Genomic DNA, 14,008 nt, shown 5'->3' with positions numbered 1-14,008 from the left:
TAAGATGCTGGCTCTAGTTTAACCTTCTATTGTGCCTGACGAAAGTCTCGGCACTTTCATCTCCGAGGTAGTTATGGACCTGTCGGTCGCGCTGTATATAGTTCCCACTCCCATAGGCAACCTGGGGGACTTGAGCCCCAGGGCTCTGGAAGTACTGAATCGGGTGGCTTTGATCGCCTGTGAGGACACACGCCACAGCGGTAAATTGCTGAGTCACTTCGGCATAGATACCCGCACCACAGCGCTGCATGACCACAATGAACGTGCCCGTGCGCAGTGGATTGTCGAACGCCTCGGCGAAGGTGAAGCCATAGCGCTGATCAGCGATGCCGGTACGCCGCTGATTTCCGATCCCGGCTATCACCTGGTATCCCATGTGCGCGCCGCCGGTTATCCGGTGATCCCGCTGCCCGGCCCTTGCGCCGCCATTGCCGCGCTGTCGGCATCTGGCTTGCCCTCGGATCGCTTTTCGTTTGAAGGCTTTTTGCCGGCCAAAGACAAAGGGCGCCAGGATAAACTGCTGGCGCTTAGGGAAGACCCGCGCACCCTGATTTTCTATGAGTCTCCCCACAGAATTCTGCCCAGCCTCAAGTCGCTGGTGGAGGTCCTGGGGCCGGATAGGCAGATGGTGATGGCGCGGGAACTGACCAAGACCTTTGAAACCTTCCTCTGCGGCACCACGGCCGAAGTGCTGGCGCAGGTAGAAGCCGATGCCAACCAGCAGCGCGGTGAAATCGTGCTTATGCTGCACGGTTTTGTCAGTGAGGAAGCAGACGAAACGTCCGCGGCGGCGTTGGATACCCTCAAACTACTCTGTGATGAATTACCGCTGAAGAAGGCGGCCGCCATTGCGGCACAGATCCATGGGTTGAAGAAAAATGCTCTTTATAAAAAAGGGCTTGAGCTGGGCTGGTAAGGAAATGCCTTGGTGTGAAGCCCGCTATGGGCTATAATCGCGCCGAGTTGGCCGGGCAGTCGCTGCGTTCGCAAGAACGGGGAGGAAAGTCCGGGCTCCATAGAGCAGGGTGCCAGATAACGTCTGGGCGGCGTGAGCCGACGACCAGTGCAACAGAGAGTAGACCGCCTGCCTTCGGGCCGGTAAGGGTGAAAGGGTGCGGTAAGAGCGCACCGCGCGGCTGGTAACAGTTCGCGGCACGGTAAACTCCACCCGGAGCAAGATCAAATAGGGTTCCACTATTCTTCGGAATTAATGCGTGGCTCGCGTTGGAACCGGGTAGATTGCTTGAGCCTGTGAGCGATTGCAGGCCTAGAGGAATGACTGCCGCTCCTTCGGGAGAACAGGACCCGGCTTATAGGCCAACTCACCAAATAAAACTAGGCCGCCCGTGTTATCACGGGCGGCCTTTTGCTTTTCTACTCGAGTGGAATGTTCATGGCTTGGGCTTGCTCAGGCTGCCATTGGGCCGGTTCAACCTGCCAGCGCTGCAGTAACTGGTGCCAGGCTTCTCCCTGCTGCAACTCCAACAACAGCCGATTGAAGCGGGCTATGGTCTGTCGGTCATTATGACGGATATCGAATGCCAGACAGTAGTAAGTCTTGGGTTGGCTGGGTAGATAGTCCAAGCCTTCAATCCCCTGTTTCCCTGCGTACCAGCGACCGACATCCCGGTTGACAAAATAGGCATCAAAACGCTTTCTGGCGAGCATTTTCAGTGGCAATTCATCGCTTTGTGGAAAGGTAACCACCTGCATGGGGGGAACTTGTTGCCGGAGCAGTTCCTGATTCAATTTTTGCAGGGCATTGTGGGTATTGGATGGTGAGAACACTGCCACACGCTGATCCGATAACTGCTGCATCTGCTTCAAACTCAGTGCCTTGAGGCTGAAGAAACCATATTCAGACTGCAACAGGGGGACCGAGAAATAGTATTGTGAGGTGCGATAATCTGCCCAGGCCAGCCCCATGGCACCGGTTTCTCCCGAGTTCATCTGTTGCCTGGCGCGGCGGTTGGGCCACAGCTTGAGTTGGCAGCCTTCCTCCCAGCGCTGGCAGGCCAGGCGAGTCATCTCTACCATGACGCCCTTGAGTTCTCCTTCTTCCTGAAAGCTGTATGGTGCAAAATCAAAAAAGGCGATTTTCAACGTGCTTGCCTGTGCCGATATCAGGCACGACAGGCCGAGCAGCACAGAGGAAAGGAGTTTTTTCATGTCAGCTCCAGGTTGCTGTGACCCTTCAAGTTTAGTGTAGAGTTTGCCGCTGGGGTGGCAAAGTCAGCCTAGAAACTCTGCTTCACTTGAAAGCGCCATTCCCAGCCGTCCACTTCATCGCCCCGGGTAAAGGGCACGCTGAAATCGATATGGGCGACATGACCATAGCTGGAGCGGGAAGAGTAGATTCTGGCACCTATGCCGATAGAGCCTATGGGGCCTGAGACTTCGTTGTCTTTGGCCATGGCACCCCCAAAGGCCTGACCGACATCGATAAAGGCGGCCCAGCCCAACTCTGCCAGCTGGTAGAGGTTGATATTGGGGTAATAGCGGATTTCGCCGGTCAGCAGCCATTGATTGTCACCGTGCTGGTAGTCGTTGGGATAACCGCGAATGCCGGTTTCATCCCCCAGTGCAAAGGGACGGTCGATATAGTTGTTGTTGGAGTTGGACAGCCGCACCTTGGAATAGGCGGTCCACTTGGGGGTGAACTTATAAAAATACTCGGCGGCAACATTCACTTGATAAAAGTCCCGTTGCCGGGTGGCCAGAGTGGCTTCACCGCCAAATGCCAGCAACAGTAGTTCCTTACCCTCAAAATAGCCACGACTGCTGCGCCAGTTGAGGTGATAGCCAAGGTTGTCACTGTCTTTGGTTTCCAGCCCCAATTTAACGCTGTGATGCCAGCCGAGGTTGAAGTCTTCGTTATAGTTGACCAGGTGAATATTGGTCAGTACCCGAAAGTCATCTTGCAAGTACTCCCATTCTACCCAAGGGTAGAGAAAGTCTCTGTCCTGAGGCAAGGGCTGCTGCGGGTATTGAGGCAGGGCGTGAAAGCTGTGCTTATCCTGAGTGATCCCAAGGCGTAATCTTTGTCGGCTCTGGTTCTCTTTGGCGAACATAAAGCCCCAGTAGAGGTTGCGATAGCGGATCTCTTCATCGAACTCGTTGATGTCGAGGCCGTTTTGGCGAATGGTGTCGATTCTGTCTTCATCCAGATACTCGGCGCCGTAGGCCCGGGGGTCGTCCAGGGTATAGAAAGGCTTGTCGAAATACAGCTGTTTGGCCTGACCATCGCTGTTGTCATAGAAGTTGGCCGCCACAGTGGAATTTTTGATGATGTTCAGCGGCATTTCGAACGCGACTTTGTAGCCGGTTCTGTCCTCGTCGGATTGATACTTCAAACGGGTGCGGATCCCCAGACCCAGAATATTGTCGTCTTTCAACCCGACGGAGAAGCTGTTGTTGCCGCCGCTGCGTCCCAGGCTGATAGTGGGCAGCAGCGACCATTGATCCCAGGTTTCCACCAGCAAGGTTTCACCATCAGGCTGTTGATCGGCACTCGGGTCGGCCTTGACCACAGAGATCCTGGCGTCTCTGAGATAGGCTTCACGCCTAAGAATTCGCTGCGCTTCTTCCAATTGCCTTGGGGTCACTTCCTGCCCCTCCTGGATACTGAGGCGATTGAGGATCACCGACTCCCGGGTATTGATATGCAGGGCGTTGGCCCAATTATGCAGGAAGATGGCGTTGTCGGCAGACTCGTCGAAAATTGGGTTGCTGACCACCACAATTTTGCCAACCCTGAACCGCTCAGGGAGTGGATTTTGGCCTTGGGAAGACGAGGTTGTGCTATCGCCTTTGGTGCCTGTGTCGGCCAAAACGGAGAGGCTGGCAAACAGGGTTGCCAGAAGCAAGACACTGCGGCTTGTTGCCATAGACTGCCTCCTCTCGGTAGTGAATATCGGGCTGATATTCACACTTCAATAACACAACCGAATGGGCGGTTAGTCAAGGCGACCTTCGAAATAAAGTAATGATTTAGCTTGTAATAAATTACCACCCTCCGGCGCGAATGCCCACGGCAGCTGTGTTTAGAGAGTATTTCTCGGCGGCACCACCACGTTGGAGAAGATAAGCCCGGCGATCAGTGACATAAATATCAGAAAAATCTGCGACCCCAGATGCGACTGGTTCAACATGGTTTCACCCGAGATAAGCACATTGAGGCCGATATAGGTCTTGGAGCCAGGCACCAGGATGACTATCCCTTGCAGCAGGGCGATGGAGGCCGGTGCCTTCATCCAGCGGGCAAACAGGTTGGCGTAAATACCCACGGCCAGGGCGCCGAAGAAGATCCCCAGAGAATCCCCCAGATAGAGGCCGCCGAACATGGCAGAGAAGAAGGCCACAATACCCGCCAGTACGCCCCAAGGGGCATCTTTGAGCCTGGCCTTGAAGATAAATACCAGCGCCATGGAAAGTATGGGCACCGCCGACCAGATGGCCCAGCGAGGCAACGGCATGGGCTCAATATAGAGGGATTCGCCGAACAGGGCATTGCCTATTGCCACGCCGAGTACTGCGCCGAAGTAGAGTTTGAATAGCAGCATTACCGCATCCATGATCCTCATGGTGCCTGACATAAGATCCCTTGCCGCCAGTTCGGCCAAGCCCAGGGTCAGCGCCAGGCCGGGAATAAAGACGATGATCCCCGACAGTACCACCACGGGGATATTCAGCCCGGCATCCAGTTGCGCCAGGCCACAGGCGGCGAAACCGGCCAGCATGGCGGCCAGAGGCTCCAGCAGTTCGGCTATCCGCCGCGAGCGTTCGGCGCTGAATACCAAGCCATAGACCAGCATGCCTATCAAGGCCGACCAGAACACATCATTCCAACTGCTGCCCATCAGCATGGCAAAGGCGGCGGCCGAGGTGCCAAAGGCACCCAGGGTTAACATGGGGCCATAGGGATTGGGCTTGTTGGCTATCTCATCCAGCCGTTCCAGCGCTTCACTCAGGCTGCGTTGCCCCAGGCTCAGCTCCTGCACTAAGGCGTCGGTGCGGGCCAGCGACCCCAGATCCAGCTCGCCGGGTTTGACCCTGGCAACATGGTTGTATTCCTGATCTGTGTCGTGTTGCAGCACAAAGGTCATCGAAGTGGGCGAGATCAGAAAATAGCCTTCGATGCCGAGCGTCTTGGCCACTGTCTGCAAGTGGGTTTCGAGCCGATAAGCCGGAGTGCCGAACTTATGCAGGGCCTTACCCAACTTGATGATAAAACGGCGCTTTTCAATGAATTCTTGATTATCCACTCGGTTTCCCACTGTGCCCTTGGTTGGATGGACGGTTTTTTGCCCGCGCGGATTCTACAGTAAGGGGGCAGAATCCGGTTAATGACATTTTAAAAATTATTTCCTTTATGTGAGCTTAAGTGCAAGCTTGTTGCGTTAAGGTTGATTGGCTGCGCTTGGACAGCGTCGCATCAGCCAAGGCTGAACAGAGAATTTTAAAAGGAGATAAAAGAACTTATGTCATTGTTTATATCGGGTTTTTATGCCGCCTTGACGGGGCTTTTGGTCTTGGTTTTGGCCTACCGGGTGGTAGGGCTGCGCCGTGCTTACAAGATAGGTCTGGGCGATGGCGGTAACGATGCACTGCATTTGGCCAACCGGGTACACGGCAACCTGCTGGAAAATGCCCCGATAGCCTTGCTGCTTTTGGTGCTGGCCGAGGCCAACGGCATGGCCGGCGTTTGGTTACATCTACTGGGGACGATTTGGCTGGTGGCCAGATTGCTGCATGCCATAGGTCTGACCCAAGGCAAGGGCGGTTACCACCCGGGCCGCTTCCTAGGCACCTTGTTCACCTGGATAAGCATACTCGTGCTGGCGCTGTTTAACCTCTGGCAGTATGTGGGGCGCTTATTGCTCTGAGCCCGAGATAAGCCACAATCCTAGTAGGGCCTTGGCTTGCAGGCACAAACAAGGGGCACAAATAGTCGGCAATTGGTGAAAAATCAGTCACACTTAACCCGGCTAGCCTGTTATACTCCGCGGCCCTGAGGCAGCGTGGCTGCCGTGTGTCGAATCCTCTGATGGTCAGTCTCAAATGCAAGTCGAATCCAGCTTATTTCAGTATCCCAAGTATTGGGCCGAGTGTTACGGCACGGCTCCCTTTTTGCCCATGTCCCGCAAGGAGATGGAACAACTGGGATGGGACAGCTGTGATGTGATCCTGGTGACAGGTGATGCCTATGTGGATCACCCAAGTTTCGGCATGGCGGTGATTGGCCGTTTGCTGGAAGCGCAGGGATTCAGAGTGGGGATCATCTCGCAGCCGGATTGGTCCAGCAAAGAGGCCTTTATGAGCCTGGGTAAACCGAATCTGTTTTTCGGGGTCACTGCAGGCAATATGGATTCGATGATCAACCGTTATACGGCCGATCGTAAACTGCGCCACGACGATGCCTATACCCCGGGCAATGAAGGCGGCAAGCGCCCGGATCGCGCCGTGACTGTTTATACCCAGCGCTGTAAGGAAGCCTTTAAAGAGGTGCCCGTGGTCATAGGCGGTATCGAGGCCAGCCTGCGGCGGATTGCCCACTATGACTATTGGTCCGACAAAGTGCGCCGCAGTGTGATTTTTGATGCCAAGGCCGACATCCTGATCTACGGTAATGCCGAGCGGCCGCTGGTGGAAGTGGCGCACCGTCTCGCCAAGGGTGAAACCATGGCGCAGATGCAGAATATCCGCGGCACAGCGGTTATCCGAAAAGAGCCACTGCCAGAATGGCGCGGCATGGACTCGCGCAAGATAGATCAGTTGCACAAAATTGACCCTATCCCCAATCCCTATGGCGCCGATGATGTCGGCTGCCAGAACTTGTCCGGTCCATCCGACAAGAAGATCTTCGACAACGACGCTCCCAAGCCCATCAGCGTGCAGCCACCCAAGCCAAGGCCCTGGGAGCAGACCTATGTGTTGCTGCCGGCCTTCGAGCGGGTGAGTGAAGACAGATACCTGTACGCCCATGCATCGAGGATTTTGCATCAGGAGCAAAACCCAGGTTGTGCCAGAGCCCTGTTCCAGCCCCACGGCGATCGTGGTGTTTGGGTCAACCCTCCGGCCTGGCCGCTCAACACAGATGAGATGGATGCGGTATTCGACTTGCCTTACGCCAGGGTGCCACACCCGGTTTACGGCAAGGCCAAGATCCCGGCCTACGACATGATCAAGACCTCGATCAATATCATGCGAGGCTGTTTCGGTGGCTGCTCATTTTGCTCGATAACCGAGCATGAAGGGCGAATTATCCAGAGCCGCTCGAAAGAATCAATTATCAAAGAAATTAAAGATATACAGCAAAAAGTGCCCGGCTTTACCGGGGTGATTTCCGATCTCGGCGGCCCAACGGCCAACATGTATCGTCTCGGCTGCAAGAGCGAAAAGGCCGAAAAGACCTGTCGGCGCTTATCCTGTGTCTTTCCCAGTATTTGTGGCCATTTGGACACAGATCATCAGCACACCATAGATCTTTACCGCGCCGCCCGGGATGTTCCCGGGATCAAGAAGGTACTGATCGCCTCCGGCGTGCGGTATGACCTGGCGATTGAAGATCCGCGTTACGTTAAAGAGCTGGCCAAGCACCATGTGGGCGGCTATCTCAAGATAGCGCCGGAACATACCGAAGAGGGGCCTTTGTCCAAGATGATGAAGCCAGGTATGGGCACCTACGACAAGTTCAAGGAGCTGTTCGACCAATACTCGGCCGAAGCGGGTAAGCAGCAGTATCTGATCCCCTATTTTATTTCGGCTCACCCGGGCACCACGGACGAGGATATGCTCAACCTGGCGCTGTGGCTCAAGGAGCGTAAGTTCAAGCTGGATCAGGTGCAGAACTTCTACCCATCGCCTATGGCCAATGCCACGACCATCTACCACACAGAGCTGAACTCGTTGAAAAACGTCAAACACAGCAGCGAAGAGGTGCCGGTGGCCAAGAAGGGGCGTCAGCGGCGACTGCACAAGGCCCTGCTGCGCTATCACGACAGCGCAGGTTGGCCGCTGATCCGCGAGGCGCTTATCGCCATGGGGAAACAGCATCTTATCGGCACTGGGCCACAGCATCTGGTGCCCCCGGAAGGCCGCGCCGAAGCCTGGGCCGGTAAGCATAACCGCAAGGGGGCCGACAAGGGTCGCCAGGGACTCACCCGTTTCAGCGACAATCAGTTTGCAGAGCGCAGCGGCAAAGCCGCCAAGGGTAAGTCCACCGAAGGGGCCAAAGGCGGTAACAAGGCCGGAAAAGGCAAGAGCGGCGACCACACAACAACAGGCAAAGTGGCAACAGCTAAAGGCTCCAAGCCCGGCAGTGGCAAAGCCAGACCCGGAGCCAGACCTGTCTTTGGCCATGCTCAGAGCCACAGTCAGGGTAAAAGTCAGGGTAAAAGCCAGGGCCAGAGTAAGAAATCAAAGTAAAAACCCAAGACGATAGAGGGCGCTAGCAAGCCTTTGTTCTAAACAAGGGCTGCGTAGGCTAACAGCCCAGCAGACGCCGGAATTCCAGTGACAGATCTTCGCCGAGTTGTTGCGCCGTCGCTTGGCGGTCCTTGATGCCGTTATGCATGGCGTTGTCTACCGCGCCATGCATGCCGTGATAGAGGATGATGGCGCTCAGATCTGGCCTTTCCAACTGCCAGGCGCCATGGCGCTTGCCGCTTAGCAAAAGCTCAATAATCTGCGCCAACACCCGATCCCGCTCGCTGTTGCCGTGACCGTGGTAATAGTTGTCATGGAAGAGCAGGTCGTGCAGCTCTATACCGGCCAGATAGGCGTTGACACTGGCCCGGCACCAAACATCCAGTCGTGTCGGCCAGTCATCGCTATCGCAGGCATCCATTGCCAGTTGCACCTGCTCGACAAAATGCCGGCTAAAGCGTTGCCGCAGAGCCGAGAGTATCTCCGGCTTGGCATTGAAGTAGTGGTAAAAAGTCCCCTTGGCGACCTTGGCCTCGCGCACTATGTCGCTGACTGTAGTGGCTTCAAACCCCTTCTCAATAAATAACTTCTGTGCCGCATCCATGAGTTCATCGAGACGAACCTCTGCCGGTTTAGTGCGTGGAGCTCCCGGGGTGCTGTTATTTGTCATTAGCCATACCACTCAATATAAGAAGTTTGATCTGTCAGGAAACAGCGTCGGCCAGGATAATGTTTTTCTTGGCCGATTGGCCGCCAAATTCTTTCATACTCGCCGAGTGAATCAAGCCCCTGTGCATAAGGAAGGTGCGAATAAGTCCTCGTGGCCTTCTCTTTTGTAGAGAGTGGCTTGCACAGCAATTGGCGTTCAAGGCATCTGACTGAAGGCATGCCGGGGCCTGTCGAAGTCGGATAACGCAGAGAGCCGGTTGCTGTGAAAGCCCCGAAGGGCGTGGCTTACAGGCCTGCCTGCGGTGTTGTGCTTCTTGCAGAGGACTAGGGCCATTTGCTGCGAACCACGCCTTGCATCCAAGCCAGTAAGCCGACGCAGAGCACACATGGGATTTGTTCGCACCTTCCTCAGGTCAGAATCGGCACTCATCCTACCTAAAGTGCTGAACCAAGGCCAGATGCCGGCTATCCAGTGATTGTAAATGTAATTGACCGACGGTCGGTCGAAATCTATATTGAGAATTATTCTCAATAATAACTGAGCTTCAAGGAGGAACAGCATGTCTTCTCTGCGTCAGGTCGCTCTGCTTGCGGCCATCTGTCTGGGCACTTTTATGGCGACTCTGGATATCAGCATAGTCAATGTCGCCTTGCCGACCATGAAACAGGAGTTGGCAATCAGCATGGCGGATTCCCAATGGGTGGTGAACGCCTATGCCCTGTGTTTATCGGCTTTAATTCTTTCTTCCGGGCCGCTGGGGGACCGTTTTGGCCGCAAGTTGTTGTGGCTCTGCGGGGTCGTGCTGTTCACTCTGGGTTCAATCGCCTGCGCCATGGCAGACTCTCTGTGGCTGTTACTCCTGGGAAGGGTGATTCAAGGGATTGCCGGTGCCGCCGTTATCCCAGGAGCCCTGTCTCTGTTGACCCACGCCTTTTCTGACGTTGGCGCCCGCACCCGGGCGATAGGCATCTGGTCATCGGTCAGCGCCCTGTCTCTGATACTGGGGCCGATAGTCGGCGGTTTGCTGGTGCAGCATGTGGGTTGGCAGAGCATTTTCTGGATCAATGTCCCCATAGGCTTCATCGCATTACTGCTGGGGGCTTGGGGGCTGGACGAGAGTGCCGACCCGGAACAGGCGGCACTGGATTTTGCCGGGCAGTTGCTCAGCATACTCTTCCTTGGGGGACTGACCTATGGCCTTATCGGCTTGGGTGAGCATGATTGGTTGAGTTATCACACCTTGGTGCCGCTGCTGTTGGCCGCCATTTTGTTTGCGGTCTTTATCCGGGTTGAACTTAAGGCGCCGCGGCCACTGCTGCCGCTGAAGCTGTTTCGGCAGCGGGACTTTAGTTGCTATAACTCGGCTTCCTTTGTGTTGGGCTTTTCTGCCTACAGCAGCGTGTTTTTTATGTCGCTGTTTTTTCAGGAAGCGCAGCGTTGGGATGCTGCCGAGGCCGGTTGGCGGATGGCGCCCGAGTTTATCGCCATGGCTGTGGCGGCCATGGGGTTTGGCCGCCTGGCGGCGAACTTTGGAGTCAGGCGACTGATGAATCTGGGGTATGGATTGATGGCTTTGGCGCTCATGTTGCTGTCAAACCTGCAAGGGGAAACGGCTTATTTTCTGACGGCGGGCTATCTTGCCCTGCTTGGTTTGGGAATGGGGCTGGCGGTACCGGCAACCAGTGAGCTGGTGATGGCCAGTGTCGGAGCTCAGCGCTCGGGCATGGCTTCGGCCACCATGAATGCCGTGAGGCAGACGGGTATGACCTTGGGGATCGCCCTCTTGGGTACTCTAATGAGTCGGGTCATCTACACGGCCAAAGAGACTGAAAGTGGGGGACAGTTTGAACCGAGTGGGATAGCGGCGATAAATCATCAGGCGGTTGCCGCCGGCTTTGGGGTCGCTATGTTTTGGGCCGGCGTGCTTTGTTTGGGGATGACCTTATGGTTACTGCTGCTGCGTCATCCCCGTTTGGGTTCGCTTGCGGCCGCCAAAACCGCTTCTGATGATTGTTAACTCTGGGGTTCCCGAGTCAGCTTACTGCGAATGCGCTCGATACAGGCACCGGGATTCTTCAACCAGAGTCCATAGCTGATGGGCAACATGGGCACCTTGGCCCGCTGCAGTATCTTGTATGTGTCCAGTTCAAAGAAGTCCATCCAGGGGCCGGGAAAGCCGATGAGATCCAGCGCCAGATACTCGCCCTGCCAGCGGCAGAGGATATCCACCTCTGTGCCGGCTATCTCATAGCCCGGCCAGGTTTCGATATTGTGCCCGGCCAAGGCGTCACAAAGCTGGCGCTGAAACTGATCCAACTGGTCATTTTGCCTGTGCCGAGCATTGAATTGACGGCTGGATTCCAGATAGAGGCGCAGCAGTGAGTTGCTCGGCAGCTCTTGGGCCGCTACCGAAACAAACAGGTGCTGTTGTTCCCTGGCGCGGGTAATGGCTACATTGAACACATCTTCGCGGTTGAGATATACCGCGGCTCTCTTGCTCTGTGGGTCAACGGCGAAGGAGAGATACATAATGTCGCGTTCCTCTCCCTGAAAACCAAAGGGGGTGTCGGCCCGCAGGCGATATTTTTCCAGCTCGGTGGCGGAAAACTGTTTGAACAAAGCATCGGCCAGCGCATCGGCCTGAGCCCTAAAAGGCGATAACACTCCCAGCGACTTGGGCATTCCCGCTTGTTCGCAACTGTCTATCTGCTGCCTTATCAGGTTGCACAGTGCACTGACTTCAGCCTGGTTGACTCCCTGTTCACTGCGCTCGCCCATCACTGAGTGCAGATGCAGATGGCCGCTGCTGGTACAGGGTCTGTGCTGCATTATCCGTAGCCGCTGCTGATAAAACTGCGAGTTGCTGAAGCTGATAAGCTCGGGAGCGCTGCGAAAGTGCTCATCGAGAAAGGCGATCTGCTGCTGGGAGGCTATCTGCTCGGCCACCAGATCCAAAATCGATTTATCGCGATAGCTGCAGATGCCGGATTGCGCTGTGGACACGCCATGCAGTTGTTGCAACGCCTGCTCTTTGCTGCGGGACAGGAAAGAGATATGCCTGAGTTGCTTGCCATCGCCGACCACCAGGGCCCGTTTGGCCCGAAACAGCGCCGGTAAGGCGCTGGTGATATTGCTCTGGCTGGCTTCATCGAAGATAACCAGATCGAATAGCTCCCGCTGCAGCGGCAATACCTTGTGAAGGGTGTTGAGGCTCACCAGCCAGATGGGAAACGCCTGCTGCAACATCTGGTAATCCAAGGTATCGAACAGTGCAAACTGCCGCTGTGAGGTGCGGGAACGAATCGCTTGATTGAAAGTTTGCAGCTGTTGCCTGTGGTTGTTCAGCAAGCCGTCGACCCGGCTGGCTTTGACATTTTGCAACAACTTGGCTGCCAGCGCCTCTTTGGTTGTCAGGCTATCGTTCAACTCATCCAGGGTGTCCCAATGTTGGTTCAGGTTTTCCATGCTGTGGCCAAACAGAGCAAGATAGAGTTGCAACAACCAGCGCCGCTGTGAGCGTTCCAGTTTGTGCAGCCTTTGACCGCGGCGAATGGCGCGGCGTAAAAATCGCAGCAGCCGGCGTTCTGAGTTGTCCAGTTGCCGGTTCAATAAATTGAGCTGGCTTTCCAACTGCTGCGGGGGTGTGTGCTCAAGTGAATGATAGCCGTCCAGCAGATTGCTGAGATAATCCTTCAGCTGTTTCAGGAAGGCCTTTTGTCCCGCTCGCAGGCTGATGTCCTTGAGCCCGAACTGACTCTCAAGCTTGTCGTTAATGACATCGAGCGCATGTTCGTTGTTGGCAACGATCAGCACAGACTCGCCCCGGGCCATATGTTCGGTCGCGACGGCGGCTATGGTATAGCTCTTGCCGGTTCCTGGCGGCCCGACAACGCAGCCAAGACTGTGGCTGGCGCCTATCTCCAGCACTTGCTGCTGTGCCCGGGACAAGAGGCAGGGCAGGTACTGGCTTTTGAGGCGGCGCTTGGCTTCGGTCTTGGGTGGCAGTTGTGTTCCCATCAGATTCTGCAGCGGCGCCGAGAGTTCGGCCGCATTCATCATGGCAGAGATCTCATGCAGAATGCCGCGACTGGCGCTGGGGCGTTTCAGAAACACCAGTGCCGATGCCGGCACCAGAGTTAACTTACGCTTGCGGGTCAGGCGGGCGAGGCTGTCATAGCCTGTCAGTTTGGGGAATCCCAGCAGCCCCAGGGTATCTATGTTCTGGTGGCTCTGGCTCAACAGCGAGGTCCAGCTGTCGGGGCGCTCGGGAGCGAAGATGGCATCAAAGCCGGCTTCCATAGTGTCTTCCGGCAACAACAGCCGCAGCAAGGGCTCGTTAATCTGCAGGGCCCCCTCTTTGAGGGAAACATAGAAGCTGCCGTCATCCTCTTCCAACTGGGCTTCTTTAAAAACCAGAGGGCTGAGTACAGTGCGGGTCTGCCCCTCTTCCTTTAGCTGGCCGACCACGAAATGGGAAACATAGAGCAGTTGGCGCTCGCGCTGGTACATGGCTATTCTGGGTAGGAGCTGCGCCCCGGCTTCATGGGCGATTGGCTGTCTTGGCAGGAAGCCTGAAAGCAGCGAATCCTCGCCCTCAATAAACAACCTGTCTTCCTGGTTTAGTTTGCCAAGGTGCCACAGATTAAGGTCGACACAATCTTCCTTATAGCAATCCTGGTAGTAAGCGAGTAATGGTTTGGCGGGCATGACCTTGGCTACTTTTTTGCGTTGGCGCGACTGCATCCTCTGAAGCCGCGGGATGGCAAGTATCCTAACGGTTTAGGCGTAAGCTTTCCAGAAGTGCGCCATGATGCCGGTTGTTTTGAGTGGAGCCTTGGGGGGCATATCTCCCGCCAATCTTTTCGGTTTCAAGTAAAAAAAACCACCCTGGAAGGAAGTGGGGTCAGGGTG

Annotated in this window: 9 protein-coding genes and 1 other RNA gene; 5 read left to right on the top strand and 5 right to left on the bottom strand. The window is 55.6% G+C overall.

The features are described 5' to 3' along the window. Window positions 1–73: 73 nt before the first annotated feature. Both rsmI and rnpB read left to right on the top strand, forming a co-directional pair. The gene (gene rsmI / locus ACMHXI_RS11795) at window positions 74–916 is read left to right on the top strand and encodes a 16S rRNA (cytidine(1402)-2'-O)-methyltransferase (protein ID WP_144134328.1); all 843 of its coding nucleotides are present in this window, start codon (window positions 74–76) and stop codon (window positions 914–916) included. A 43-nt stretch (window positions 917–959) separates the two neighbouring features. Further along, window positions 960–1,329, top strand: an RNA gene (rnpB, locus tag ACMHXI_RS11790) — RNase P RNA component class A. 45 nt (window positions 1,330–1,374) lie between these two features. Here the strand turns inward: rnpB and ACMHXI_RS11785 are convergent. From ACMHXI_RS11785 to ACMHXI_RS11775, 3 genes are all read right to left on the bottom strand, one after another. Next, window positions 1,375–2,169, bottom strand: coding sequence for a substrate-binding periplasmic protein (locus tag ACMHXI_RS11785; RefSeq protein WP_082050117.1), 795 nt, complete (start codon window positions 2,167–2,169; stop codon window positions 1,375–1,377). A gap of 68 nt (window positions 2,170–2,237) precedes the next feature. Continuing rightward, window positions 2,238–3,887: a ShlB/FhaC/HecB family hemolysin secretion/activation protein gene (locus ACMHXI_RS11780; protein WP_345871148.1), complete on the bottom strand. Its 1,650-nt coding sequence runs from the start codon at window positions 3,885–3,887 to the stop codon at window positions 2,238–2,240. Between the two features lie 156 nt (window positions 3,888–4,043). Further along, window positions 4,044–5,264, bottom strand: coding sequence for a threonine/serine ThrE exporter family protein (locus ACMHXI_RS11775; protein WP_413735006.1), 1,221 nt, complete (start codon window positions 5,262–5,264; stop codon window positions 4,044–4,046). A 216-nt stretch (window positions 5,265–5,480) separates the two neighbouring features. Between ACMHXI_RS11775 and ACMHXI_RS11770 the strand changes: the two genes are divergently transcribed. Both ACMHXI_RS11770 and ACMHXI_RS11765 read left to right on the top strand, forming a co-directional pair. Next, entirely contained in the window at window positions 5,481–5,885 is a 405-nt protein-coding gene (locus ACMHXI_RS11770; RefSeq protein ID WP_101058325.1) for an MAPEG family protein, read from the top strand. 175 nt (window positions 5,886–6,060) lie between these two features. Then, on the top strand, window positions 6,061–8,427 hold the full coding sequence (locus ACMHXI_RS11765; RefSeq protein ID WP_335901472.1) for a YgiQ family radical SAM protein: 2,367 nt from the start codon (window positions 6,061–6,063) through the stop codon (window positions 8,425–8,427). Window positions 8,428–8,485: 58 nt separating this feature from the next. On the opposite strand, the gene ACMHXI_RS11760 is transcribed toward ACMHXI_RS11765, so the two are convergent. Then, window positions 8,486–9,097, bottom strand: coding sequence for a TetR/AcrR family transcriptional regulator (locus ACMHXI_RS11760; protein ID WP_335901471.1), 612 nt, complete (start codon window positions 9,095–9,097; stop codon window positions 8,486–8,488). Between the two features lie 559 nt (window positions 9,098–9,656). Here ACMHXI_RS11760 and ACMHXI_RS11755 point away from each other — a divergent pair. Beyond that, window positions 9,657–11,114, top strand: coding sequence for an MFS transporter (locus ACMHXI_RS11755; protein ID WP_208169141.1), 1,458 nt, complete (start codon window positions 9,657–9,659; stop codon window positions 11,112–11,114). On the opposite strand, the gene ACMHXI_RS11750 is transcribed toward ACMHXI_RS11755, so the two are convergent. Continuing rightward, window positions 11,111–13,804 (bottom strand): DEAD/DEAH box helicase, encoded by a 2,694-nt coding sequence (locus tag ACMHXI_RS11750; protein WP_413735003.1) that lies wholly within the window; start codon window positions 13,802–13,804, stop codon window positions 11,111–11,113. The genes ACMHXI_RS11755 and ACMHXI_RS11750 overlap by 4 nt on opposite strands. Window positions 13,805–14,008: the final 204 nt, after the last annotated feature.

Source organism: Shewanella sp. BJSY2023SW005 (assembly GCF_047314585.1).
Taxonomy (GTDB): Bacteria; Pseudomonadota; Gammaproteobacteria; order Enterobacterales; family Shewanellaceae; genus Shewanella; species Shewanella algae.
This window is presented reverse-complemented; position numbering and strand designations above follow the sequence as displayed.